We start from the raw sequence: 25,715 nt of genomic DNA on the forward strand, positions 1-25,715 counted from the left end.
GCCGTCGTGGGGCTATGGGCATGAGTCTTTCCGGTCTTCTTGATCTCGTCTCCGCTGACCAGAAACTGGCCGGCGCGCTGTCGTCCGAGGGGGACGTGGCGCTCATCGCGCCTGCCCCGATGCGGCCGTTCGCGGTGGGCGCCCTGGCGGGCCGCCGCACCGTGCTGGCCGTCACGGCGACCGGCAGGGAGGCCGAGGACCTGGCCGCCGCGCTGTCGTCGCTGATCGACCCGGTCACCGTGGCGGTCTTCCCAGCCTGGGAGACGCTGCCGCACGAACGGCTGTCGCCGCGCAGCGACACCGTCGGCCAGCGCCTGGCCGTGCTCAGAAGGCTCGCCCACCCGATCGAGGGCGACCTGTCGGCCGGCCCGCTGCAGGTGGTCGTCGCCCCCGTGCGCGCGCTCCTGCAGCCGATCGTGAAGGGCCTGGGCGACCTGGAGCCGATCCGGTTGAGGGCGGGCGACGACGCCGACCTCGACGAGGTGGTGACGCGGCTGGTCGACAACGGCTACCACCGGGTCGACATGGTCGAGAAGCGCGGCGAGGTCGCCGTGCGCGGCGGCCTGCTCGACGTCTTCCCGCCGACCGAGGAGCATCCGCTGCGGCTGGAGTTCTGGGGCGACACGGTCGAGGAGATCCGCTGGTTCAAGGTGGCCGACCAGCGCTCGCTGGAGGTGGCCTCCGACGGGCTGTTCGCTCCGCCGTGCCGCGAGCTGCTGCTGACGGCTTCGGTGCGCGAGCGCGCCAGGGCCCTGGCGCAGGAGCACCCCTCGCTGGCCGAGGTCCTCGACCAGATGGGCGAGGGGTCGCCGGTCGAGGGCATGGAGGCCTTCGCCCCGGTGCTCGCGGGCGAGATGGACCTGCTGGTCGACCACCTGCCGAAGGACGCCGCGGTCTTCGTCTGCGACCCCGAGCGCATCAGGGGCAGGGCCGAGGAGCTCGTGCGCACCAGCCAGGAGTTCCTGGAGGCCTCCTGGATCAACGCCGCCGCCGGTGGCGAGGCGCCGATCGACCTGGGCGCGGCCGCCTTCCGCACCCTGGAGGAGATCCGCGACCACGCCGACGCCCTGGGGCAGGGCTGGTGGAGCATGGCGCCGTTCGGCAACGGCATCGAGCTCGACGCCCACGACAGCGAGGCCTACCGCGGCGACACCCGCAAGGCGCTCGGCGACATCAAGGAGTGGCTCGCGCAGGACAAGGCGATCGTGCTGCTCAGCGAGGGCCACGGGCCCGCCGAGCGCATGGTCGACCTGCTCAAGGAAGTCGACGTGCCCGCGCGGCTCGAGGAGTCGATCGACCGGCCGCCCTCCAGCGGTGTCGTGCTGGTCTCCACCGGCCTGCTGGAGCACGGCTTCGTGACGCCGGAGCTGGCCGTCCTCACCCACCTCGACCTCGTCGGCCAGAAGGCCTCGACGAAGGACATGCGGCGGCTTCCCTCGCGCAGGCGCAACATGGTCGACCCGCTGCAGCTCAAGGTGGGCGACCACGTCGTGCACGAGCAGCACGGCGTGGGGCGCTACGTCGAGATGGTGCAGCGCACCGTGCAGGGGGCCACGCGCGAATACCTGGTCATCGAGTACGCCAAGGGCGACAGGCTCTACGTCCCCACCGACCAGCTCGACGAGGTCACCCGCTACGTGGGCGGCGAGGCGCCGACGCTCAACCGCATGGGCGGCGCCGACTGGGCCAAGGCCAAGTCGCGGGCGAAGAAGGCGGTCAAGGAGATCGCCGGCGAGCTCATCAGGCTCTACTCCGCCCGCATGGCCTCGCCCGGCCACCCCTTCGCGCCCGACTCGCCGTGGCAGCGCGAGATGGAGGACGCCTTCCCCTACGCCGAGACCGGCGACCAGCTGGAGGCGATCGACGAGGTCAAGCGCGACATGGAGCGGCCGGTCCCGATGGACAGGCTGATCTGCGGCGACGTCGGCTACGGCAAGACCGAGATCGCGGTGCGCGCGGCCTTCAAGGCGGTGCAGGACGGCAAGCAGGTCGCCGTGCTGGTGCCGACGACGCTGCTGGTGCAGCAGCACATGTCGACCTTCACCGAGCGGTTCTCCAACTTCCCCGTCGTGGTCAAGCCGGTCTCGCGCTTCCAGACCGACGCCGACGTCAAGCAGACCCTCGAGGAGCTGCGCGAGGGCAAGGCCGACGTGGTCATCGGCACCCACCGCCTGCTCAACCCCGAGGTGCGCTTCAAGAACCTCGGGCTCATCATCATCGACGAGGAGCAGCGGTTCGGCGTCGAGCACAAGGAGGCCATGAAGCACCTGCGCACCCAGGTCGACGTGCTGGCCATGTCGGCCACGCCGATCCCGCGCACCCTGGAGATGGGCCTGACCGGCATCCGCGAGATGTCGACGATCCTGACCCCGCCGGAGGAGCGCCACCCGATCCTCACCTTCGTCGGGCCGTACGACGAGAAGCAGATCGCCGCGGCGATCCGCCGCGAGCTGATGCGCGACGGCCAGATCTTCTTCGTGCACAACCGCGTCGCCTCGATCAACAAGGTCGCCGCCCGCCTGAAGGAGCTGGTGCCCGAGGCGCGCGTCGCGGTGGCCCACGGGCAGATGAACGAACACCAGCTCGAGCAGATCATGGTCGGTTTCTGGGAGCGCGAGTACGACCTGCTGGTCTCCACGACCATCGTCGAGTCGGGCCTCGACGTGCCCAACGCCAACACGCTGATCGTCGACCGGGCCGACAACTACGGCCTGTCGCAGCTGCACCAGCTGCGCGGGCGTGTCGGCCGTGGCCGCGAGCGCGGTTACGCCTACTTCCTCTACCCGCCGGAGCGCCCGCTGACCGAGACCGCGCACGAGCGGCTGGCGACCATCGCCCAGCACACCGAGATGGGCGCGGGCATGTACGTCGCGATGAAGGACCTGGAGATCCGCGGCGCCGGCAACGTGCTCGGCGCCGAGCAGTCGGGCTTCATCGCCGGCGTCGGCTTCGACCTCTACGTCCGGCTGATGGCCGAGGCCGTGCAGGAGCAGAAGGCCAAGCTCACCGGCGAACCCGAGGTCGAGGAGCGCCCCGACGTCCGGGTCGAGCTGCCGATCAACGCCCACATCCCGCACGACTACGTCACCTCCGAGCGGCTGCGGCTGGAGGCCTACAAGCGCATCGCCGCCATCGCCTCGGAGAACGACATCGTCGCCGTGCGCGAGGAGCTGACCGACAGGTACGGCAAGCCGCCGCTCGAGGTCGAGAACCTCCTGGAGGTCGCCAGGTTCCGCATCGCCGCGCGCAAGGCGGGCCTGTCCGATGTGGTGCTGCAGGGCACCAACATCAAGTTCGGTCCCGTGGTGCTGAGAGAATCCCAGCAGGTGCGGTTGCAGCGGCTCTACAAGACGGCGATCTACAAGCAGGCGGCGGAGACTCTGCTGGTTCCCGTGCCGAAGACCAAGCCGGTCGGCGGGCAGCCGCTCCGCGACATGGCCTTGTTGAAGTGGTGCGGCGACCTGGTCGAGGCGATGTTCCTCGAGCCCGCACGGGTAAGCTAAGCCGCGGTTTGTTCGGAAAGGGACCAACGTGAAGTCGATTCGAGTGGCCGGTGTCGCAATCGCCGCCGGGATTGCGCTGACCGCGTGCTCCCAGCCCGTCGAGGCCGGGGCCGCGGCCGTCGTGGGCCAGGACCGCATCTCCTCCAGCGCTTTGAACCAGGAAGTCAGGGCGTACTCCGCGGCCCTGGAGCGGGCGAAGATCAACCCGTCGCAGCTCGGAGTGCCGCTCAACCAGTTCGTGCTGCAGCGCATGGTCACCGAGGCGCGCTTCCAGCAGCTGAGCGCGAAGTACCAGGTCGCCATCTCCGAGGCCGAGGTCGACACGGCGCTGAAGAACCCCGGCCAGATGCAGACGCCCGAGATGAACCTCCTGGCCAAGGGCCTCGACCCGGCAGACCCGCGCGGCTTCATCCGCGCCGAGCTGGGCGTCTACAAGATCATCGACCAGCTGGGCGGCGCGAACAACCAGCAGGCGATGCAGAAGATCCAGGAGGAGTTCAACTCGATCAGGGTCGCCTTCAACCCCCGCTACGGCACCTACGACGGCCAGCAGCAGACCTTCGTCGACACCGGCCGCTTCGGCAAGCTCACCTCCGTGCAACAGCAGCCGCAGCAGCCGCCGCAGGGCTGACATGCCGCTGATCGTCGTCACCACCTCACCGCGGGTCGCGCCCGGCCTGCTGTCGCCGCAGGCCTGGCGGGCCCTCACGGCCGGTCCCGTGCACACCGCCGACCCCGATCACCCGGCCCTGCCGTATCTGGCCGAGGCCGGGGTCGAGGTCGTCGTCGTGACCCCCGACCCGGCCTCATGGGCGCGCCGGGCCGTCGCCGAGACCGTCGTGTGGCTCGACGCCACCGAGGACCAGATGCGCGGCTTCGGCCACGCCGCCCTCGCGCTGGAGACGCCGCCCGAGATCGAGGTCATCCCCGGCTCCTACGACCTGCCGGGCGCGCGGGTGCTCGACCTGGTCTCGGTCATGGACCGGCTGCGCACCGAGTGTCCCTGGGACCGCAAGCAGACCCACGCCTCGCTGGTGCCGTACCTCATCGAGGAGGCCTACGAGGTGCAGCACTCCGTCGAGTCGGGCGACCTCGACTCCCTGCGCGAGGAGCTCGGCGACGTGCTGCTGCAGGTCGCCTTCCACTCGCGGGTCGCCGAGCACTTCGACATCGACGACGTCGCGGCGGGAATCGTCGACAAGCTCGTCCGGCGCCACCCGCACGTCTTCAGCGACGTCTCGGCCGAGACCGCCGACGAGGTCAACGCCAACTGGGAGGCCATCAAGGCCGCCGAGCGCTCGTCGTCGGGCAAGAGCTCCGTCGACGGCGTGCCCACCGGCCAGCCCGCCCTCTCCCTGGCCGCCCAGCTCATCAAGCGCGCCGACCGCTCAGGCGTGCCGGAGTCGCTGGCCCACGCCGTGGGTCAGGGAGTCGCCCGCGAGCTCTTCGACCTGGTGCACCGGGCGCTCGAGGCCGGGCTCGACCCGGAGGCGGAGCTGCGGGCCGCCGCCCTGGCCTACCGCGACCGCATCGTCGCCTGGGAGAGCCGCTAGCCGGCCACCGACTGGAGCAGGCCGTAGACGAAACGTGCCTGGTAGGGCCTGCCGTCGTGGACGAAGTCGACCGTCCACTGCTGCGGCGCGGCGCCCTCGCCCTGCCGGGCTCCGGCGAAGCTCGCGCACACGTCGCCGATCACGCAGGTCCACGGCCGCAGCCCGGCCAAGGACACCTTCTTGTCGCCCGCGGGCCGTACGAACCACTGGTTCCATACACGGCGGTCGGGCCCGACCATCACCTCGAACTCCAGCCCGGGCCAGTACGGCAACGCCCAGCGCACGATGTCGCAGGTGACGGCGCCCAGGGCGTGCTCGCCCCGGTACGACGGCTCCCCGAGCGCCGAGCGGTACGGCGACAGGCCCTTGGCGTAGAAGGTGCGCCTGGTCCACTGGCTGTGCGCCGCGCCCTCCTCGGCCCTGCTCGCCCGCAGGTCGGTGAGCGCCTGCTGGACTCGGTCGGAGTTGAGGTCGCGCATCCGGTGCATCAGCGTGAGCTGGAACTGGCGCACCCCGTAGGTCATCGACTGGCCTCCACGTACTGAATGAACCCCGAGGTGCGTTGCGCGACGTCGGTGAAGCCGCGTGCGGTCAGGGCCCCGGTCACCTCGTCGTCGGCGAACAGCCGCACGCCCGTGACCTGCCGCACGATCTCCTCCAGGCCCGGCACGCGCCGCGTCGTCATGAGCGCCAGCCGCCCGCCGGGCCGCAGCACCCTGGCCATCGAGTCGAGCGCGTCGAAAGGCCGGTCGAACAGGTAGAGCGCGGCGAAACAGGCGACGGCGTCGAACGTCTGGGAGGAGAACGGCAGGCTGACCGCGTCGCCCCTGACGTACTCCACGTTGGCGTCGCGGGTGTCGCGGACCGCGGTGTCGAGCATGGTCGCCGAGGCGTCGATCCCCACCACCAGGTCCGCGCCCGGAGCAAGGGCACGGGTGACGTTGCCGGGGCCGCAGGCGACGTCGAGGATCACCTCGCCGCCCGCGAGCCTGAGCATGTCGTGCAGCATGGCCATCTCCTGCACGGTGCTCGGACCGAACGGGCCGCCCTTCGACAGGCCGATCAGGTAGGGCCGCCACAGCCGCTCGTAGATGAGCGGGAGCTGGGTGGACTGCATCAGCCGCTGGGCGAAGCTGAGCGGCACCCGCTCGGTCCCGAGCAGGTCGAGATAGCCGCGCGAGGAGTCGCCGCCGGGAACGTCGAGCAGTTTTCTGACTCGCTCCATGTGATCAGGATGACACGTCCACCCACACCAGCCGGTGATCGGAGCTGGGGAAGGGGAAGACTCCCGTAAGGCGCGACAGCGGGTCGCTGCGCACCGGCCAGAAGACGCCGCCGCCGAGCACCTTGAGCCCGTGACGGGAAGGCAGCACGTAGTCGGCCCGCAGGTTGCCCGGGGCGGTGTCGGAGAAGTCCGCCGTGTCGTAGCGCGGGTCGCCCTTGTGGGTGGTGTTGGCGCCGCCCTGAAGAGCCGCCGCCTCGCTCGCGCCGCCGCTCGACGGGGCGAAGGACGCGTCGACGCGCTTGTTGCCGATCAGCTGGTGGATGGCGCCGTCATAGGAATCGCCGTCGAAGGGGTCGGCGTTCTGGTCGCCCGCGATCACGAAGCTCTCGCCGCCGCGCAGCCCGCCGCGCCGGCCCCGGTCGTCGTAGACGTAGCGGGCGCCGTTGACGTAGTCGGCCCAGAAGCGGATCTCGTCGTGGTTGCGGCGGCCGTTGCGGTCCTCCGCGCCGTCGAAGGTGGGCGGCGTGGGGTGGCTGGCCAGCAGGTGCACGGTGTCGCGGCCGACGCGCAGCGACAGGTCCCAGTGCGACTTGGACGACAGGCGGAAGACCGCGAGCTCCTCGCCGGAGTACCAGCCGGGCGGGATGACGTTGCCCGGCATGTCCTTCCACAGGAAGTTCTGGAAGGTGCGCACGTTCGTGATCGGGTACCTGGAGTAGACCGCCATGCCGTACTGGCCGGGGAAGACGCCGAAGCCGTAGGCGTCGTCGCCGTAGCCGGGGGCGCCAGGAGTGGTCACGACCTGGCCGTCGTTGTTGAGGTCGAAGCCGGAGGCGACGCCGGTGTTGCTGGGGGCGGTGTAGCGGTAGCGGTAGCGGATCGGCTCCGCGCCGTTCTGCCCGACCCGCAGGTAGTTGTCGTGGAAGAGGCCGAGCGCCGTGCCCTGGGCGTCGAAGTCGAACTCGTTGACCAGGACCACGTCGGGACGGGCCCGCTGGATGATCTCCGCGATCACCTTGGCCTGCGCGTTGTCCGGCGTCGACAGGTCGGTGACGAGCTGACCTTCCGCGTTCCTGTTGAGGGAGGCGTTGAAGGTGGAGAAGCGGACCTGCGTCTTGGACGACGCGTCGGCGGGCACCGCGAGGAGCGGCATCGCGAGTGCGGCAGTCAGAAGGGTGCGCCATAGGTTCACGAGCGGATCGTGCCACGCCGTGCCCGCCCGGTAACCGGCACAGATCGCCTGTTTCCCCAGTGTTCGTCTGGCATAACAAGTCCCGAAATGGCAGGCTTTTCCGCCGGGGGAGAGGGGCACATGACCGAGGCACGCGCACTGCGGCGCGACGATCCGCGTGAGCTGGCCGGATACCGGCTCACCGGCGTGCTCGGCGACGGCGGCCAGGGCACCGTCTACCTCGGGCAGAAGGGCGGGCGCCACGTCGCGGTCAAGGTGCTGCACGCGCGGCTCGTGAGCGACCGCCGTGCCGTACGCAGGTTCCTGGCCGAGGCCGCCACGGCGGCCAGGATCGAGGGCGCCGGTACGGCACGCGTCGTCGACTCGGGCATGGCCGAGGAGCGGCCCTACCTGATCAGCGAATACGTCGACGGACCCTCCCTGCAGCAGCACGTGCAGAGGTATGGCCCGCTGCACGGCGACGAGCTCGACGAGCTGGCGATCGGCACCATCGGCGCGCTGTCCGCCATCCACCGGGCCCAGATCGTGCACAGGGACTTCAAGCCGTCGAACGTCCTGCTGGGCCCCGACGGCCCGCGGGTGATCGACTTCGGCATCGCCAGGACCGTCGACTCGGCGACCACGGCGACCAGCTCCGTGGTCGGCACCCCCGGATACATGGCGCCGGAGCAGATCGCGGGGGAGGACGCCACGGCCGCCTCCGACATCTTCGCCTGGGCCGCGACCGTCGCCTACGCGGCGACCGGGAGCTCGCTGTTCAGCGGGGCGAACATTCCCGCCGTCATGCACAGGGTGTTGACGGCCGAGCCCGACCTGTCGGGCGTGGAGCGTCCGCTGCGGTCGGTGCTGGCCGACTGCCTGCGCAAGGACCCGGCGAGGCGGCCGACCGCGCGGCAGGTCCACGCCCGGCTGACCAGGCAGGCGTCCGCTCCACCCGCGCCGCTTCCCGCGTCCGTACGGCGGCGCAGACTCCTGATCGCCGGGATGCTCGTGCTCGTGCTGGCAGGCTCGGCGCTCGGAAGCATGTGGTGGCCCGACCGTCTCCCGGAGGCCGTCGGGCCGCAGCTCCACGAGAGCCTGTCGAGCACACCCGGCTTCGGCCAGGCGATCGGCGGCCCGTTCGGCCCGGCGGGCGACCAGGTCACCGCGATGGCGGTCGGCTCCCTGCTCGGCGACCCGATCGTGGCCGCGGCCGGCGGCGGCGTGATCCACCTCCTGCGTCCCGGGGCCGAGCGGCCCCCGTACCGGGAGATCCCGGTGGGCTCGTCCAGGGTGACCTTCGTGGCGGTCACCGAGGTCGACGGCCGGGCGATGGTCGTCTACGTGGCCGACGGCGTCCTGCGCACCTGGAACGTCGCCGACGCGGAACCGGGCAGGTTCTTCACCTGCGACTCCGAGAACCCGCCGGTGGCCGTCGCCGACGGACGGGCCTACCTCGGCTGCCCCAACGGGCGAGTGATCACCGTGGATCTCAGGAGCGGCCGGCCCGCGGGCGAGCCACAGGTGTTCGAATCGGTGGTGACCGCCCTGGTCTGGGACGGCTTCCAGCTCGTCGTCGGCACCGGCGACGGGCACCTGCTCAGGGGCGGCGCCCGAGCCGCGGCGGGAGCACCCGTCACCAGGATCGGCCACCTCGGCGGCACGCGGATCGCCGTGGTCACGACCGACGGCCGCGTCGCGGTCTACGGGCCCGACCTCGCCGAGGTGATCTTCACGGCCGAGACCGCCCAGCCGCTGGCCGACGTCATCGAGCGCGATGGTGAGCTGGTGACCCTCGCGGGAGGGCGGGGCCTCAGCGCCCAGGAGGGTGAGCACGAGGTGCGGCTGCTGGACGAGCCGCACGAGGTCACCACGATCGCCGCCGGTGAGCTCGGCGGGCGTGCCGTGGTGGTGGCCGCGATCGGGGGATCGCGGCTGCGTGCCTGGAACCTGGACCGCTAGCCGTACCAGGTAGTAGACCTCGGTAGGCTTTTGGCGCAACTGCCCTTCAACTCTAGGAGCGCTTGACGTGGCTGCCATCGAGGTCGTCTACGCCCGTGAGATCCTCGACTCCCGCGGAAACCCGACCGTCGAGGTCGAGGTCGTCCTCGACGACGGGAGCACCGGCCGTGCGGCCGTGCCCAGCGGCGCCTCCACCGGCGCCTTCGAGGCCGTCGAGCTGCGTGACGGCGAGGAGCGCTACGGCGGCAAGGGCGTGGAGAAGGCCGTGCTCGCCGTGACCGACGAGATCTTCGACGAGGTGCACGGCGTCGAGGCCGAGGACCAGCGCATCGTCGACCAGATCATGATCGACCTCGACGGCACGCCCAACAAGGCCAAGCTGGGCGCCAACGCCATCCTGGGCGTCTCGCTCGCCGTGGCCAAGGCCGCCGCCGACAGCGCCGAGCTGCCGCTCTACCGCTACGTGGGCGGCTCCAACGCGCACCTGCTGCCCGTGCCGATGATGAACATCCTCAACGGCGGCGCCCACGCCGACACCAACGTCGACATCCAGGAGTTCATGATCGCGCCGATCGGAGCCGAGAGCTTCCGCGAGGCCGTGCGCATGGGCACCGAGGTCTACCACGCGCTGAAGAAGGTGCTCAAGGAGAAGGGCTACGCCACCGGCCTCGGCGACGAGGGCGGCTTCGCGCCGAACCTGCCGTCCAACCGCGACGCGCTCGACCTGATCCTCGTCGCCATCGAGAAGGCGGGCTACACCCCCGGCCAGGACATCGCGCTCGCGCTCGACGTGGCCGCCTCCGAGTTCCACAACGACGGCGTCTACACCATCGACGGCAAGGGCCTGTCGGCCGACGAGCTCATCGCCTTCTACTCCGACCTGGTCGCCTCCTACCCGCTGGTCTCCATCGAGGACCCGCTCGACGAGAGCGACTGGGAAGGCTGGAACAAGATCACCAAGGCGCTCGGCGACAAGGTGCAGCTGGTCGGCGACGACCTGTTCGTCACCAACCCCGAGCGGCTGGCCCGCGGCATCGCCGAAGGCACCGCCAACGCCCTGCTGGTCAAGGTCAACCAGATCGGCACCCTCACCGAGACCCTCGACGCCGTCGAGCTGGCCCACCGCAACGGCTACCGCTGCATGATGTCGCACCGTTCCGGGGAGACCGAAGACACCACCATCGCCGACCTGGCGGTGGCGACCAACTGCGGGCAGATCAAGACCGGCGCCCCGGCCCGATCCGACCGCGTGGCCAAGTACAACCAGCTGCTCCGCATCGAGGAGCAGCTCGACGACGCCGCCCGTTACGCGGGTCGCGCGGCTTTCCCGAGGTTCCAGCGCTAGATTCGGTTCGGCGCTGCCGAACCCCCGAATCTGGAGCGAACTTCGATGAGTGACGAGGCTAGGCCCGGGAGCAACCGCGAACGCGAGGAGACCACCACTCCACGCGTGCCCCGACCGACTCCCGGAGCCAAGCCCGGTGGACCTGCCGGTACGACCGGCAAGCCCGCCGCCTCGGGCGGGGGGAAGACGGGTGCGGCGGGGAAGGCCGGTGCCTCCGCCGCCAAGCCGAAGGTGCGCCGGCCGCAGCTCACCGGCCGGGCCGCCATCCTCGCCGTCGTCGTCTGCGCGATCGCGATGAGCCTGGCCTACCCCGTGCGCGAATACATCGCCCAGCGTCGCCAGCTCACCGAGCTGCAGGCCGAGAAGGACAAGGTGCTGGCCGAGCAGCGCAAGGTCGAGGAGCAGCGGCGGCAGGTGCAGGACCCCAACTGGACCAAGCGCACCGCACGCGAGCGGCTGCACTACTGTGACCCGGGCGCCAAGTGCTACATGGTGCCCAAGCCGAAACAGAGCGGCGGCACGACCACCGCCACGCAGGATTCGGCGACACCGCCCTGGTACGAAACGTTGTGGGAGTCGGTGGTCGCCGCCGACACGGGGGAGACAAGTGGAAGCTAGCGACGTCGAGGCCATCGAGCGGCAGCTCGGGCGCGAGCCCCGCGGACTGCGCGAGGTGGCCCACCGCTGCCCGTGCGGGCGCCCTGACGTGGTCGAGACCGCGCCCCGCCTGCCCGACGGCACCCCCTTCCCCACCCTGTACTACCTGACCTGCCCCCGGGCCAACTCCGAGATCGGCACCCTCGAGAGCTCGGGGATGATGAAGGAGATGCAGGCCCGCCTGGCCGAGGACCCCGCGCTGGCCGCGGCCTACCAGGCGGCGCACGACGACTACCTCGCCCGCCGCGACAAGGCCGCCGAGGAGTCCGGCGTCGAACCACTGCCGCCGGGCACCCAGAGCTCGGGCGGCATGCCCACCCGCGTGAAGTGCCTGCACGCCCTGGTCGCCCAGGAGCTGGCCGTTCCGGGCAGCAACCCGTTCGGACGCGAGGCGCTCGACGCGCTGCCCGAGTGGTGGGCGGAGGGGCCGTGCGCGTAGCCGCCATCGACTGCGGCACCAACTCGGTGCGGCTGCTCATCGCCGACATCTCCGGTGATGAGCTCACCGACGTCGAGCGCCTGATGGAGATCGTCCGGCTCGGCCAGGACGTCGACAGGACCGGGCGGCTCGCTCCCGAGGCCCTGGAGCGCACCTTCGCGGCGATGCGGGGGTATCGCAAGCTCATCGACCAGCACGGGGCCGTGTCCACGCGTGTGGTGGCCACCAGCGCCACGCGCGATGCGGCCAACCGCGACGAGTTCGTGTCGGGGGTGCTGGAGATCTTCGGGGTGGAGCCGGAGGTGGTGTCGGGCGCGGAGGAGGCGCAACTGTCGTTCACCGGCGCCACCCGCAGCCTCGCGACCGCCGCCACCACGACCGCCACCGACCTGGCCCCGGCCGCGACCGGCAGCGTGCAGGGTCCCGTCCAGGCCCCCTTCCTGGTCGTCGACATCGGCGGTGGCTCGACCGAGTTCGTCGTCGGCTCCGAAGCGGCGCAAGGCGCGCTCTCCGTCGACATCGGATGCGTGCGCCTGACCGAGCGCCACCTGCGCGGCGCGGGCGACCCCCCGCCGGCCGAGGCGGTGGAGCGCGTGGTCGCCGACATCGAGGCCGCGCTCGACCAGGTGGCGGCCGCCGTACCCGTCGCCGGTGCGCGCACCCTCGTGGGCCTGGCCGGTTCGGTGACCACGGTGGCGGGCATCTCCCTCGACCTGCCCGAATACGACCCCGAGCGCATCCACCACTCGCGTGTCCCAGCCGCCCGGGTCCACGAGGTGTCGGCCGATCTGCTCGCGATGACGCACGACCAGCGTGCGGCGATCCCGGTCATGCATCCCGGCCGCGTCGACGTCATCTCCGCCGGCGCGCTGATCCTCGACCGCATCGTCAGGCGGTTCGGTTTCTCCGATGTGGTGGTCAGCGAACACGACATCCTCGACGGGATCGCCTGGTCTCAGGTCTGACGTCGCGCGATTGTGACCTGATGGTGATCCTCGCGCCGCGCTTGGGTTTCCGCATTTCCGCAGGTAGCGATCGGGTTGCATGAAAACCTGAAGTTTTTGCAACGAAATATGGACATCAGCTGCCAGTTGTCCGTATTGAGCGGGCAATCGAGTTTGTGCTTAAGTAAAGAGGCTTTACGGGGGCTTTGCCATCTTGCCGTGCGCAGAAGGCGACGGCGTGGCGACCGTTCCCGAGCGTGTCTTTCCTCCTAGGAATGGAGCACTCTCACATGAAGTCTCTCGGTTTGGCCCGCAGGATGGCGGCGCTCGGCGCCTCCACCGCGGTGCTGGCCACCATGGTCGCGGGGCTGATGGCCGGCTCCGCCCAGGCGGCCACCTCGGCGACGGCCGGGTCGGCCACCTCGTCCGCCGCCGCGAAGCCCAAGGTCTCGGTTGCCACGCCCGTTGTTTCTGAGAAGCACTACTGGGGTGGCTGTCCGACCACGGTCAAGTTCTCCGCGAAGATCAAGGTGAAGCTGACGGGTGGCAAGACCACCCTGGCTTACCGCTGGCTTCACGGTGACGGGTCCAAGAGCAAGGTCTCCACGATCGGGCTCAAGGGCAGCGGCACCAAGTACGTCACCGTCAAGCAGTCTCTGACCTTCGACGAGAACGTCAAGGGCTGGGAGGCGCTGCAGGTCCTCGGTCCGCGGAAGGTGACCTCGAAGAAGGTCTACTTCCAGGTCGAGTGCACCAACGGCATGCCGACCCACCCGCAGACCCCGTCCGCTTGGGCCAAGGCCTGGGCGAGCCCCGACCACTACGTCGGTTCCTGCAACGTCGGCGCCAGGATCAACTTCTCCGGCGTCATCAAGGTCGACGACCCGCGCTGGGTGCGTTACCGCTGGATCCTCAACGGTGACGTGGTCGACCGCGGTGCGGTGAAGGTGTACGACGCTCGTCGTGTCGGCTTCAGCTTCACGCCGCGCGAGAGCCACCGTGGCTGGGCCGTCCTGCAGCTGCTGGGCAAGAACGCCGCGGACTCCAACCGTGTCCACTACAAGGTCTGGTGCAAGGACGAGGCCCCGGCCACCGTCTCTGTCTCCGAGATCAGCGTCAAGGTGAACGAGGCCGTGTGCCCCGCCACCCCGTCGGCTGACTTCAGCGCCACGCTGTACGCCAGCCGCAAGACCCTGGTGCACTTCAAGTGGACCGTGGGCGACAAGGTCGTGACCGGTTCCGAGTGGGTCGACGGGTCGAAGACCATCGTCGGTCCGAGCCGCACCACCACCGGTGGCGCGACGCTCGAGGTGACCGGCCCGGTGTCGATCACCCGTAACGCCACCGTCGTCCTGGCCTGCAAGCCGGCTCCGTCCAGCGTTGCGGCCGACTGGGTCGACGCCGAGTGGGTCAACGTCGTCTGCGAGGACGGCAAGGTCAAGTCGGCCGACCTCAAGGTCACCGGCAAGTTCACGGTCACCGGCACCAAGACGGTCGAGTGGAGCCTGTCCACCGCCGCCGGTGTGGCGGCCTCGGGCTCCGAGACCCTGACGAACGCGTCCAAGGTGGTCAGCGCGACCGTCTCGAACGCCGCTCAGGCGGGCAACTTCGGCAAGCTGGTCGTGCCCGGTGACGACGAGCTCGACAACGTCGGCGCGCCGACCTGCGTGTAGTTCGCACCTCTGATTCGGGCGGCTCTCAGTTCCACGGAGAGCCGCCCGTTTCGTGTCTCGGGCATCTCGGTCCTCCCATGAGGCACCATCAGTCCCATGAGCTTTGTACGGCCCGGCACCGGATGGCCTGACGACCCGGCCACCCCCGACACCCCGGTCGCCCACACCCCTGACGATGTACGGAAGCTGGCCGCCGCCAGCCGTACCCTCGGCGAGCTCACCGCGCGCCAGTCGGTGTGCAGGACCTGCCCACGCCTCGTGGAGTGGCGCGAGGAGGTCGCCGACGTCAAGCGGCGGGCCTTCGCGGGCGAGACGTACTGGGGCCGCCCCATCGCCGGCTGGGGCGCCGACCGGCCCAAGCTGATGATCGTGGGCCTGGCTCCGGCGGCGCACGGCGGCAACAGGACGGGCCGCATCTTCACGGGTGACCGCAGCGGCGACTGGCTGTTCGCGTCGCTGCATCGCACCGGCTTCGCCGTACAGGAGACGAGCACGTACGCCGGCGACGGCCAGGAGCTGATCGACGCGCGGATGGCGGCGGCGGTGCGGTGCGCGCCCCCGGCCAACAAGCCCACCCCGCAGGAGCGCGACGCCTGCCTGCCGTGGCTGGTCAGGGAGCTGGAGCTGGCAGGCCCGCGGGTGATCGTGACGCTGGGCGGCTTCGCGTGGCAGGCGTTGTGGGCGGCGCTGCCCGACGCGCCCAGGCCGCGTCCGGTCTTCGGGCACGGGGCGGAAGTGCAGCTCGATGGCCTGACGGTGCTGGGCTGCTACCACCCGAGCCAGCAGAACACCTTCACGGGCAGGGTGACGGCGCAGATGCTCGACGACGTGTTCCGCCGCGCCGCGGCACTGTGACGAGTCACACGCGGCCGGGGGAATGACCGCCCGGAGAAGTTGGTTTACGCTTGTGAATGCTTTCACAAGCTTCCACCTAAGGAGTGGGTCAAGGTGAAGGACATCTTGATCGTTGGCGGCGGATACGTCGGCATGTACACAGCCCTGCGCCTTCAGCGCAAGCTGCGCAGGCCCCTGAAGAAGGGCGACGTGCGCATCACCGTCATCGACCCGCAGTCCTACATGACCTACCAGCCGTTCCTCCCGGAGGCCGCGGCGGGCAACGTCCAGCCGCGCCACATGGTCGCCTCGCTGCGCCGCCTGCTTCCCAAGGTGCGCATACTCAACGGCATGGTGACCAAGGTCAACCACGCCGCCAAGCGGGCGACCTTCCAGCCGGCGGAGGGCGAGGAGCGAGAGGTCGGCTACGACGTCATCGTCATGGCCGCCGGCTCGATCTCGCGCACGCTGCCCATCCCCGGCCTGACCGACGTCGGCATCGGCTTCAAGTCGGTGGCCGAGGCGATCGCCCTGCGCAACCGCGTCCTCAGCAAGATCGACCTGGCCGAGTCGACCGAGGACCCGGCGCTGCGCAAGAAGGCGCTCACGTTCGTGGTGGTCGGCGCCGGATTCGCCGGCGTGGAGGCCCTGGCCGAGCTCGAGGACATGGCCAAGGACGCCACCCGCTACTACCGCAACATCAAGCCCCAGGACTTCCACTGGGTGCTGGTCGAGGCCAGCAACCGCATCCTGCCCGAGGTCGGCCCCGAGATGGGCCGCTGGACCCTGGAGCAGCTGCGCGAGCGCGGCATCGACGTGCGCATGGAGACCAGGCTCAACTCGGCCGTCGGCGGCCACATCGAGCTGTCGGACGGCACCGCCTTCGACGCCGAGACGCTGGTCTGGACGGCGGGCGTCAAGCCCAGCCAGGTGGTCAACGCCACCGACCTGCCGATCGACGACCGCGGCCGGATCAAGGCCACCCCGAGGCTGAACGTCGAGGACACCCCCGACGCCTTCGCCGCGGGCGACGTCGCGGGCGTGCCCGACGTGACGATGCCCGGGGAGTACTGCGCCCCCAACGCCCAGCACGCCGTACGGCAGGCCAAGGTGCTGGCCGACAACATCGTGCGCCACCTCGAGGGCGACGAGCTGAAGGAGTACCGCCACAAGTACGTCGGCTCGGTGGCGGGCCTGGGCCTGCACAAGGGTGTGGCCAACGTCTACGGCGTGAAGCTGCGCGGCTTCCCGGCGTGGTTCATGCACCGCACCTACCACCTGTCGCGCGTGCCCACGCTCAACCGCAAGGTCCGCGTGGTCGTCGACTGGACCCTCGCGCTGCTCTTCAAGCGCGAAACGATCTCGCTGGGCGAGATCGAACACCCGCGTGACGGGTTCCGTGCAGCGGTGAACAGCTAGTTTTCAGTACGGCTTGCGCCCCGGTGTGCCATCTTTGGCACATCGGGGCGTTTTGCGTTCAAAGTCGGTTGCCAGAGTGTCCCGAGCCTGTGACCATCTATGAGATGCCATTTCAAGCCCGCAGCATTCACCACGAACCAGGACCACCCTCACATCTGTGACGCATGATGCCAAGTTGTGCTCCTCGGGAGCATGGTCTGAATCGTATGATTGCCGCGCCCCCGTAGCCCAATGGCAGAGGCAAACCCCTTAAAAGGGTTGATGTGCGGGTTCGACTCCCGCCGGGGGCACTGGCATGCCCTCGGAATCATTATGCCATTGACCAGGCATTTCTTATTAACAGAGAACTTATGTGGCCCCGGGAACTCCAGGCGGCGGTCGCTCGTTGATCCTTCGCCCGACACCCTCGGTTGACCACGAACCACAGCGCGAGTGGCCGGTGCGAGCGTCGGTCGATAAGGTGATCGCACTGGTCGCAGCGTGGAGGCAGCGATGGAAAGCAAGAACCCGATTTTCAGCAGGTCCCAGTACACCCACCCGGGGCAGTACCAGACTCCGACCCCTGGTCACCTGCAGAACATGTACGACGCGCCGGCGTACCAGCCCCCGGCGCCTCCGGCCTACCGGACGATGACCATCGACGACGTGGTGGTCAAGGGCTTCATGACCCTGGGCACGCTGGTCCTCACCGGCGCGGCCGCCTGGGTGCTCAACGTGCCCATGGGCGTGGCCATCGTCTTCGGTCTCGTCGGACTGGTCCTCGGCCTGATCGCCTCGTTCAAGCAGAGCACCAACCCGGCGCTGATCCTCGGCTACGCCGCGTGTTACGGAGTTTTCGTCGGCGCCCTCAGCCTCGCCTACGAGAACTTCTTCAACGGCATCGTCCTGCAGGCGGTGATCGGTACGGCGCTGGCCTTCGCCGGCACACTGGCCGTCTACTCCCTGCGCATCGTCCGCGTCAGCAACAAGATGGTCAAGTACGTGACCGCGGCGTCGATCGCCGTGCTCGGCCTGATGCTCGTCAACCTGCTCGTGGGCATCTTCGTCCCGGGCGGCTTCGGCCTGCGTGAGGCGGGCCCGCTGGGCTACGTCTTCAGCATCGCGATGATCCTGCTCGGCGTCTTCTTCCTCCTGCTCGACTTCGCGGCGGTGGAGGAGGGCGTGCGCGCCGGTGCTCCGGCGAAGTTCGCCTGGCAGTGCGCCTTCGGCCTGACCCTGAGCCTGGTCTGGATCTACCTGGAGGTCCTGCGCTTCATCAGCTACTTCTCCAGCAGCGACTAGCGCTGATCGACAGCAGACCCCGCCGGGTGCTCCCGGCGGGGTCTTTCGCGTTCCGCAACCACGCGGCAACGAATTGCTGCCGTCCAGGGGGTTGCGATTTGGCATCTTCTATTGCAGTGTCGAGCAAAGGACCTGTCCCAATCCGTGGAGGTGCCCATGTCCTTGAACCACTCAATGGAGACGCAGACGAAGCTGATCGCAAGAGTCCCGGCCATCACGGGACGCGAACTCCCCGAGTGGTTCCAAGCCATCGACAACGGCCCGTCCTTCCTCCGCTGTGATGAACGGGCTAACTGGCTGGCCGACGAGCACGGACTGACCCACGGCTACGCCGCGGCGATCGTCCTCGAGCACGAGCGGCACCGCCGCACCCGGATGGGCTTCATCTAGGAGCCCTCTACAGGCCAAGGGGTACGGCTGAGCCGTACCCCTTCGACATGCCCTAGCCGAGGCGCTCCAGGATCATGGCCATGCCCTGGCCGCCACCGACGCACATCGTCTCCAGGCCGATGCTCTTGTCGTGGTGCTGCAGGCTGTTGATGAGCGTCGAGGTGATCCGCGCGCCCGTCATGCCGAACGGGTGGCCGACGGCGATGGCGCCGCCGTTGACGTTCAGCCGGTCGAGCTCGATGCCGAGGTCCTGGTAGGACGGGATGACCTGGGCCGCGAAGGCCTCGTTGATCTCCACCAGGTCGACGTCGCCGATCGCCATGCCGGCGCGGGCGAGCGCCTGCTTGGTGGCCTCCACCGGGCCGAGGCCCATGATCTCGGGCGAGAGGCCCGTGACGCCGGTCGAGACGATGCGGGCCAGCGGCGTGATGCCGAGCTCGGCGGCCTTGGTGTCGCTCATGATGACCACCGCGGCGGCGCCGTCGTTGAGCGGGCAGCAGTTGCCGGCCGTGACCGTGCCGTCGGGGCGGAAGACAGGCTTGAGCTGCGAGGTGCCCTCGTAGGTGATGCCGGCGCGCGGCCCGTCGTCCTTGCTGACCACGGTGCCGTCGGGCAGCGTGACCGGGGTGATGTCCTTCTGCCAGAACCCGTCGGCCAGCGCCTTCTCCGCCAGGTTCTGCGAGCGTACGCCGAACTCGTCCTGCTCGCGGCGGGAGATGCCCTTGATCTGGGCCAGGTTCTCGGCCGTCTGGCCCATCGCGATGTAGATGTCGGGGACCTTGCCGTCCTCGCGCGGGTCGTGCCAGGTCTGGCCGCCGCCGGCGAAGGTCTGGGTGCGCTCGACGGCCTCGCCGAAGATCGGGTTGGTGGTGTCGGGCAGCGAGTCGGAGTTGCCCTTGATGAAGCGGGAGACGGTCTCCACGCCGGCGGAGATGAAGACGTCGCCCTCGCCGGCCTTGATCGCGTGGAAGGCCATGCGGGTCGTCTGCAGCGACGAGGAGCAGTACCTCGTGACCGTCGTGCCGGGCACGGTGTCGAGTCCGAGCATCACCGAGACCACGCGGGCCATGTTGAATCCCTGCTCACCGCCGGGCAGGCCGCAACCGAGCATGAGGTCGTCGACCTGGTTCGGGTCGAGCTGCGGAACCTTGGCCAGCGCCGCCTGGATCATCTGGACTGTCAGGTCATCGGGACGGATGTCCTTCAGCGACCCCTTGAAGGCGCGGCCGATGGGCGAGCGAGCGGTCGCGACGATGACTGCCTCGGGCATGGTTATCTCCTCTGTGTGGCTCCAATCGCGATGTTACTTCTTGGTACGGCGGGTGCCAGGCGGCGGGGCGGGCAAAACAGAACTTTCTACTGTAGAACGCGAAAAAGGGCCGGATGGACCGGCCCCTTTCCCTGAATACGGCTCAGCCGTACATGCCCGGCGCATCCGCCGAGCCGTCCTTGACCCCGTGCACGGCGCCCTTCTCGTCACGCCACAACCGCCAGCCGCCCTGGCTGCCCGTGAACCAGGCGGGCGGCGCGGAGCCGGCCTCGGCCAGCTTCTTGCCGGAGGCCAGGTCGTAACGGCACAGGGCGGCCGTGGAGTAGAAGCCGGGTATCTGCTGACGCAACTGCAGCGGCTTGGGATCGGTCACGCAGAACGACCAGCCCTTGGCCTCCTCGATCGGCAACTGCTTGCCGGTCGCCAGGTCGAAGTTGCTGCCCTTGGTGTTGTGCTTGAGGAATCCCAGCCGGTCCATGGCGTCGGGGAAGGCCAGCCACCAGCCGGAGCCCGGCACCTGACCAGCGGTGATCTGCCCGACCACGCGGCCGCTGTCGGCCTCCAGGCGGGCGAAGCCGCCGTACTGGCCCTGCTGGTCGACCGGCCGTACGATCGGCGCGAAGCCCGGGTTGCCGCTCGGGTAGACGCGCACCACCGAGGGGCGCATCCAGTTGATCGAGCCGTCGGTGAGCTTCATCGAGAACAGGCCGAACGTCGAGACCCGGCGGGTGCGCGGGTTGGTGTACGGCGCGACGTAGCCGACCAGGTTGTCGCCCGTGGCGCCGAAGGCCCAGCCGCCCGACATGTCGATGCCCTTGCCCAGCGCCTGCTCGATCGGCTGCTGCCACTGGATCTTGCCGGTCCTGATGTCGTACGACTCGATCATCGGGTTGGCCGCCAGGCGCAGGAACAGCACGCGGGCGGCGTCGGCCCACTCCACCTCGGCGATGCCCGGCAGCGTCCACCTGGTCTTGCCGTCGGCGGGGTCGAGCACGACCACCCGGGCCGTCCTGAGCGCCGTGTGCTCCGAGAGGCAGATGTACGGCCCGCAGCGCTGGGGGCCGAAGGTGGAGTGAACGGGACGGGTCCACTTCTGCTTGCCCGTGCGCCCGTCGCGGGCGATCAGAAGGGCGTTCCATCGCCCCTTCTTCAGCGGGTCGAGCGCTGCGACGACCGCCTGGTCCTTGCCGGTCTCGACGATCGCCGGCGGGGAGACGCCCATGCCGGGCAGCCGTCCGGCCATCGTGGAGGGGAAGGCCCACAACCTCTTGCCGGAGGACTGGTCGAGAGCGACCGTCTCCAGCGAGCCGTCGGCCTTCATCGACGTCAAGGTCACGATGCCGCCGCCGGTGACCATGCGGCTGATGGCGTTGACCTCGTTGTTCTGCCAGGTGGGGAACTCTGCAGTCGCGGCGTCGCTGCCGGAACACGCGGCCAGGGCCAGCATTCCGGCGAGCGCGATGGCCGGTTTCGCACGGAGCACGGTCTATCCACTCCTAGGGGGATGAGGAGTGACGGCCAGTCGTCGCGAAGAACTCAGGGACGACGGCGCAGCATCGTCACCCACCTGCCGTAGGGACCTGTCGCACGCCCTTCGACCCGGGTCGCGGTCACCTCGGTGCCTGGTTTCTCCGCGGCGGTCGCCGCCGCAAGGTAAATCGGTTGCAGTCCAGTTGGGATCTGTGCGTCACGTGCGGGTCGGGGCTCGGGCCACAACTCCAACGCAGCGCACACAGAAGGTAGCACCGCGTAAGCAGCCTGCGCGTAACCTCGGTCACTTGGATGGAAACGATCGGGTCCGAACATTTCGCTGGGGTTTGTGGCGAATTCCGGCCCCAGGATGTCGGCGAATGCCACCGTACGTCCCCCCGCTTCGACCACCGCGACGGTCTGCGCGGCCGCCAGCTGGCGGCTCCACCGGCGCGTCACCCACCGCAACGGCTGGCCGATCGGGCGCACCGTCCCCAGGTCCGGGCAGGTGCCCACGACCACCTCGGCGCCCACCTCGCGCAGCCTGTGCACCGCCTTGGCCAGATGCCGTACGGCTGTCGCGGGCGGGGTCTGGGTGGTGACGTCGTTGGCGCCCACGAAGATGACCGCCACGTCCGGGTGCTCCTTCAGCGCCTTGTCGACCTGGGGGCGCAACTCCACGGACGCCGCGCCCGACCTGCCGAACACGCGCAGCCGTACCGGACGCTCGGCGACGGCGGCCAGGCCGTTCGCGATGAGCACCCCCGGCGTGTGGGCGGGATCGCTCATCCCCAGGCCCACCGAGGTGGAATCGCCCAGCATGACCAGGCTGATCGGCACGCCGGGGAAATCACCGTACGAACCGTCCGCCGTCGGGCCCTCCATGCCGTGCGGGCGGCCGATCACCTTCCTGGCCACCAGGCCCTCGGCGAGCAGGAGACCATAGGCCGTGACTCCCAGCGCGGTCAGCCCGCCGCCCCCGACCGCCGCCGCGGCGGCGATCCTGCGCGCCGCCCGCGCCACCCCCGGAGTCCAGATCATTTTTCGTCCGTCCCCCCTCAGACCTCGAAGGTCTTCGCCCCCAGCCGCCTGGCGACGGTAGCTTTTGATTGGAAACTAACCGAGTGCCCGCCACCCAATCGGCGCTCGGGTTATGCAAGCGGCAAAAGAAGGTGAACACCTCGGTGCGCGTTTACGATTCCCTGGTCGAGCTGATGGGCAACACCCCCCTCGTCAGGCTGCACAAAGTCTCGGCAGGGCTGCCGGCGCAGGTGCTCGCCAAGGTCGAATATTTCAACCCCGGCGGCTCGGTCAAGGACCGCATCGCCGTACGGATGATCGACGCGGCGGAGCAGTCTGGTGCCCTTCGTCCCGGCGGCGTGATCGTCGAGCCCACGTCGGGCAACACCGGGGTCGGGCTGGCCATCGTGGCCCAGCAGCGCGGCTACCGGTGCGTCTTCGTGGTGCCCGACAAGGTCGCCTCCGACAAGATCTCGGTCCTGCGCGCCTACGGCGCCGAGGTGGTGGTCTGCCCGACCGCCGTCTCGCCCGACCATCCCGAGTCCTACTACTCGGTCTCCGACCGGCTGGCCCGCGAGATCCCCAACGCCTGGAAGCCCGATCAGTACTCCAACCAGCAGAACCCCGACTCCCACTACCACACCACCGGGCCGGAGCTGTGGGAGCAGACCGAAGGGCGCATCACGCACTTCGTCGCGGGCGTCGGCACGGGCGGGACGATCAGCGGCACCGGGCGGTACCTGAAGGAGATCTCCGGCGGGAAGGTGAAGATCATCGGGGCTGACCCCGAGGGCTCCGTCTACTCCGGCGGCAGCGGCCGGCCGTACCTGGTCGAAGGCGTCGGCGAGGACATCTGGCCCGCCACCTACGACACGACCATCTGCGACGAGATCATCGCGGTGTCCGACAAGGACTCCTTCAACATGACCCGCCGCCTGGCCCGCGAAGAGGCGCTGCTCGTCGGCGGCTCCTGCGGCATGGCCGTCGTCGCCGCGCTGCGCGTGGCCGCCAAGGCCTCGCCCGACGACGTCGTGGTGGTCCTGCTGCCCGACGGCGGGCGCGGCTACCTGTCGAAGATCTTCAACGACGAGTGGATGGCCGACTACGGCTTCCTGACCACCTCCTCCCCTGAGGAGGGGCTCGTCGGCGACGTGCTCGCCCGCAAGGGGTCGGGGCTGCCCGAGTTCGTCCACGTGCACCCGCACGAGACCGTCGGCTACGCGATCTCCATCATGCGGGAGTACTCCGTCTCGCAGCTGCCGGTGATGAAGGAGGAGCCGCCCGTCATGGCCGCCGAAGTCGTGGGCGCCGTCGTCGAGCGTGACCTGCTCGACGCGCTGTACCGCGGGCGGCTGACGTCCGACGCGCCGATCGCCGACCACATGTCGCAGCCGCTGCCCACGATCGGGGCGGGGGAGCCGGTGGCGCGCGCGGTGGAGGCGCTCGAGAAGGCGGACGCGGCCGTGGTGCTCGACGACGGCAAGCCGACGGGCATGCTGACCCGCCAGGACCTGCTCGCCTACCTGGCCAGCCGCTGACGGCCCTCGGCTGGCCGGGACCTGCTCGTCTACCTGGCCAGCCGCTGACGGCCCTCGGCTGGCCGGGACCTGCTCGTCTACCTGGCCAGCCGCTGACGGCCCTCGGCTGGCCGGGACCTGCTCGCTTACCTGGCCAGCCGCTGACCCGCTGACGGCGCCCCGGCCAGGTCCGGGGGCGTCAGCGGGTCGCCCGTCGTCATGGCGGCGTGCGGTGCCCGCCGTCAGGCTGGGTCATCGCGCCGTCGTCAGGCTGGGTCATCGCGCCGTCGTCAGGTCGGGACCTCCGCCACGACCTCCCAAGCCCCCTCCTCCGTGGGCCCCGCCCACAGCCGCCCGCCCAGGGCCTCCACCCGCTCGGCCATCCCGACCAGCCCGAACCCCCCACCCAGCCGCTTGATCCGCGGATCGGCCGCCGAACTGTAGTTACGCACGCGCAGCCGTACCCCCAGACCGCTGCCCAGCAGGGCCGCCGGCGAGTACGGCCCGCCCACCGGCCGCAGATCCACCTCCACCCACCCCGTGCCAGGCGCGTGCCTGCGCACATTGGTCAGCGCCTCCTGCAACACCCGGTGCATCGTCGTCAGCACCTCCGGCGCCAGCGCACGCTCGTCGAGCCCCGCACCCACCTCGAAGGCCACCTGCGGTCCGCTCGCCGTGAAACTCTCCGTCAGCAGGCGCAGATCCGCCAGCGTGGTGCCCGGCCTGCGCGCCGCCTCGTCATCCGCCCGCAGCACCCCCACCAGCCGCCGCATCGACGTCAGAGCCTCCGTGCCCGCGTTCGCGATGGCGTCCAGCGCGGGACCCACCGCCTCGGGCTTCATCTCCGCCACCGTCTTGGCCGCCTGCGCCTGCACCACGATGCCCGTGATGTGATGCGCCACCAGATCGTGCAACTCCCGGGCGAGCTCCAGCCGCTCCGCCCGCCGCACCGACGACAGGGTGTCGCGCCTGCGATCCTGCTGGATGCGCAGATACAGCCCCAGCCCCTCCGCGATCGACCACCCCACGAACAGGACGAACGAGAACGCCAGCCCCGCCGACCCCAGATAGTCGCGCCCGACCCCCTCCGCCATCAACGCCACTAGACCGACCAGCGAGACAAGTACGGCACGCCGCATCGGCGTCACATGCCGCAGCAGGCTGATCGTCAGCAGCAGGATCGCACCGCTCTCGGCCATGCCCGGCAGGCCCGGCGTGTTCGTCACCCCGATCACCAGCGAGGTCACCAGGGACAGGCCGACCGTGACGCAGAAGCCCATCACCAGGTGGCGGCGCCTGAGCATGATCGCCACGATCCCGGCCACGCCGCACAACGGCACCAGGAACTGGGCGCCACGCACACTGGCCGACGCCACCACATCGACCAGCAGCAGCATGCTGAGCCAGCCGACCATCGCGATCTCGCTGAGGCGTTGCACCCAGTAGACGATGCGTTGCGTGTCCCCCACGGAAACAGAGCCTAGGCCGGAAGGCTGACCCGACATATCAACCGTTCGGCCGAGTCGCACCCGCACAGACCCAACCTTCAGGCGAGGTGGTGGCCCTGCGGTTTCGCCGATGCTGGAAGACGTCGGAAGGGGATGAGGGACATGGTCGTCATCGGATTCGTGCTACTGGTCGCGGGGCTCGTCGTGGGAGTGCTGCTCGCGCTCGCCGACCCCGTGATGCTCTCCCGGATCAACGGCGAACCTGCCGAGGGGTCCAGCGGACGGTTCATCAACGCGCCACGGGTGGACACGGACGCCGGGGCGGAGGCGGCGCAACCGGCGCCGCTCAGGCTGCCGCAGCGGCAGCCGCTGGACACGCTGGACAGCACGCCGAAGGCGGCCTGAGGGGGACTGGGGGCGTCGCGAGCCCGTGTGATCGAGTCGGGGGACTTGACCACACGGGCTCGCGGCATGTGGAGGCCCGGCGCGCGGGTTCGTCGGGCACGCGGGGGCGTCGGGCACGAGGCGTGTCGGGCCTACGGCGTTCGGGCCTACGGGGGGTCGGGCGCACGGGGCGTCAGGCACACGGGGCGT

Annotated in this window: 21 protein-coding genes, 1 tRNA gene and 1 pseudogene; 16 read left to right on the top strand and 7 right to left on the bottom strand. The window is 69.8% G+C overall.

Annotation, left to right across the window (positions count from 1 at the left end):
* Positions 1 to 20: 20 nt before the first annotated feature.
* The 3 genes and pseudogenes from mfd to HNR30_RS34640 all read left to right on the top strand — a co-directional run bounded on the left by mfd (position 21) and on the right by HNR30_RS34640 (position 5,056).
* The gene (gene mfd / locus HNR30_RS34630; RefSeq protein ID WP_181614312.1) at positions 21 to 3,503 is read left to right on the top strand and encodes a transcription-repair coupling factor; all 3,483 of its coding nucleotides are present in this window, start codon (positions 21 to 23) and stop codon (positions 3,501 to 3,503) included.
* A 19-nt stretch (positions 3,504 to 3,522) separates the two neighbouring features.
* Positions 3,523 to 4,134, top strand: a pseudogene (locus HNR30_RS34635) (SurA N-terminal domain-containing protein); the annotation flags it as partial.
* 1 nt (position 4,135) lies between these two features.
* The gene (locus HNR30_RS34640; protein WP_181614314.1) at positions 4,136 to 5,056 is read left to right on the top strand and encodes a nucleoside triphosphate pyrophosphohydrolase; all 921 of its coding nucleotides are present in this window, start codon (positions 4,136 to 4,138) and stop codon (positions 5,054 to 5,056) included.
* Here HNR30_RS34640 and HNR30_RS34645 read toward each other — a convergent pair.
* From HNR30_RS34645 to HNR30_RS34655, 3 genes are read right to left on the bottom strand one after another with little or no spacing between them, the layout of a single operon-like run.
* A complete protein-coding gene (locus tag HNR30_RS34645; RefSeq protein WP_181614315.1) occupies positions 5,053 to 5,580 on the bottom strand; it encodes a hypothetical protein in 528 nt (175 codons plus the stop codon). The genes HNR30_RS34640 and HNR30_RS34645 overlap by 4 nt on opposite strands.
* Positions 5,577 to 6,281 (bottom strand): class I SAM-dependent methyltransferase, encoded by a 705-nt coding sequence (locus HNR30_RS34650; protein ID WP_181614316.1) that lies wholly within the window; start codon positions 6,279 to 6,281, stop codon positions 5,577 to 5,579. Before HNR30_RS34650 ends, HNR30_RS34645 begins: the two co-directional genes overlap by 4 nt.
* 4 nt (positions 6,282 to 6,285) lie before the next feature.
* Positions 6,286 to 7,434 carry an endonuclease/exonuclease/phosphatase family protein gene (locus HNR30_RS34655; RefSeq protein ID WP_181614625.1) on the bottom strand — a complete coding sequence of 383 codons (1,149 nt, stop codon included), beginning with the start codon at positions 7,432 to 7,434 and terminating at the stop codon, positions 6,286 to 6,288.
* A gap of 159 nt (positions 7,435 to 7,593) precedes the next feature.
* Here HNR30_RS34655 and HNR30_RS34660 point away from each other — a divergent pair, with 159 nt between their 5' ends.
* The 11 genes from HNR30_RS34660 (at position 7,594) to HNR30_RS34710 (ending at position 18,396) form a co-directional block, all read left to right on the top strand.
* Positions 7,594 to 9,414, top strand: a complete 1,821-nt coding sequence (locus tag HNR30_RS34660) for a WD40 repeat domain-containing serine/threonine protein kinase (RefSeq protein ID WP_181614317.1) — start codon at positions 7,594 to 7,596, stop codon at positions 9,412 to 9,414.
* 67 nt (positions 9,415 to 9,481) lie between these two features.
* Positions 9,482 to 10,759, top strand: a complete 1,278-nt coding sequence (gene eno, locus HNR30_RS34665) for a phosphopyruvate hydratase (RefSeq protein WP_181614318.1) — start codon at positions 9,482 to 9,484, stop codon at positions 10,757 to 10,759.
* A gap of 45 nt (positions 10,760 to 10,804) precedes the next feature.
* Entirely contained in the window at positions 10,805 to 11,377 is a 573-nt protein-coding gene (locus HNR30_RS34670) for an FtsB family cell division protein (protein ID WP_181614319.1), read from the top strand.
* Entirely contained in the window at positions 11,367 to 11,855 is a 489-nt protein-coding gene (locus tag HNR30_RS34675; RefSeq protein WP_181614320.1) for a DUF501 domain-containing protein, read from the top strand. Before HNR30_RS34670 ends, HNR30_RS34675 begins: the two co-directional genes overlap by 11 nt.
* Positions 11,846 to 12,820: a Ppx/GppA phosphatase family protein gene (locus HNR30_RS34680; protein WP_181614321.1), complete on the top strand. Its 975-nt coding sequence runs from the start codon at positions 11,846 to 11,848 to the stop codon at positions 12,818 to 12,820. Before HNR30_RS34675 ends, HNR30_RS34680 begins: the two co-directional genes overlap by 10 nt.
* Positions 12,821 to 13,089: 269 nt before the next feature.
* A complete protein-coding gene (locus HNR30_RS34685; protein ID WP_181614322.1) occupies positions 13,090 to 14,472 on the top strand; it encodes a hypothetical protein in 1,383 nt (460 codons plus the stop codon).
* Positions 14,473 to 14,568: 96 nt separating this feature from the next.
* Entirely contained in the window at positions 14,569 to 15,327 is a 759-nt protein-coding gene (locus tag HNR30_RS34690; RefSeq protein ID WP_181614323.1) for a uracil-DNA glycosylase, read from the top strand.
* A gap of 93 nt (positions 15,328 to 15,420) precedes the next feature.
* Entirely contained in the window at positions 15,421 to 16,725 is a 1,305-nt protein-coding gene (locus HNR30_RS34695; RefSeq protein WP_376771773.1) for an NAD(P)/FAD-dependent oxidoreductase, read from the top strand.
* Positions 16,726 to 16,942: 217 nt separating this feature from the next.
* Positions 16,943 to 17,015 (top strand) — tRNA-Leu (locus HNR30_RS34700).
* A gap of 202 nt (positions 17,016 to 17,217) precedes the next feature.
* Positions 17,218 to 18,006, top strand: a complete 789-nt coding sequence (locus HNR30_RS34705; RefSeq protein ID WP_181614324.1) for a Bax inhibitor-1/YccA family protein — start codon at positions 17,218 to 17,220, stop codon at positions 18,004 to 18,006.
* Positions 18,007 to 18,162: 156 nt separating this feature from the next.
* Entirely contained in the window at positions 18,163 to 18,396 is a 234-nt protein-coding gene (locus HNR30_RS34710; RefSeq protein WP_181614325.1) for a DUF4287 domain-containing protein, read from the top strand.
* A gap of 52 nt (positions 18,397 to 18,448) precedes the next feature.
* Here the strand turns inward: HNR30_RS34710 and HNR30_RS34715 are convergent, their stop codons facing one another.
* From HNR30_RS34715 to HNR30_RS34725, 3 genes are all read right to left on the bottom strand, one after another.
* Entirely contained in the window at positions 18,449 to 19,666 is a 1,218-nt protein-coding gene (locus HNR30_RS34715) for an acetyl-CoA C-acetyltransferase (protein WP_181614326.1), read from the bottom strand.
* 142 nt (positions 19,667 to 19,808) lie between these two features.
* The gene (locus tag HNR30_RS34720; protein WP_312894836.1) at positions 19,809 to 21,149 is read right to left on the bottom strand and encodes an outer membrane protein assembly factor BamB family protein; all 1,341 of its coding nucleotides are present in this window, start codon (positions 21,147 to 21,149) and stop codon (positions 19,809 to 19,811) included.
* Positions 21,150 to 21,202: 53 nt separating this feature from the next.
* Positions 21,203 to 22,177, bottom strand: a complete 975-nt coding sequence (locus HNR30_RS34725) for an SGNH/GDSL hydrolase family protein (RefSeq protein WP_181614327.1) — start codon at positions 22,175 to 22,177, stop codon at positions 21,203 to 21,205.
* A 143-nt stretch (positions 22,178 to 22,320) separates the two neighbouring features.
* Here HNR30_RS34725 and HNR30_RS34730 point away from each other — a divergent pair, with 143 nt between their 5' ends.
* The gene (locus HNR30_RS34730; RefSeq protein WP_181614328.1) at positions 22,321 to 23,694 is read left to right on the top strand and encodes a cystathionine beta-synthase; all 1,374 of its coding nucleotides are present in this window, start codon (positions 22,321 to 22,323) and stop codon (positions 23,692 to 23,694) included.
* Positions 23,695 to 23,963: 269 nt separating this feature from the next.
* Here the strand turns inward: HNR30_RS34730 and HNR30_RS49600 are convergent, their stop codons facing one another.
* Positions 23,964 to 25,142 (bottom strand): sensor histidine kinase, encoded by a 1,179-nt coding sequence (locus HNR30_RS49600; RefSeq protein WP_181614329.1) that lies wholly within the window; start codon positions 25,140 to 25,142, stop codon positions 23,964 to 23,966.
* A 141-nt stretch (positions 25,143 to 25,283) separates the two neighbouring features.
* Between HNR30_RS49600 and HNR30_RS34740 the strand changes: the two genes are divergently transcribed.
* On the top strand, positions 25,284 to 25,526 hold the full coding sequence (locus HNR30_RS34740; protein ID WP_181614330.1) for an SPRY domain-containing protein: 243 nt from the start codon (positions 25,284 to 25,286) through the stop codon (positions 25,524 to 25,526).
* Positions 25,527 to 25,715 lie beyond the last annotated feature (189 nt).

This window comes from Nonomuraea soli, from assembly GCF_013761175.1.
In the GTDB taxonomy this organism is placed as follows: Bacteria; Actinomycetota; Actinomycetes; order Streptosporangiales; family Streptosporangiaceae; genus Nonomuraea; species Nonomuraea soli.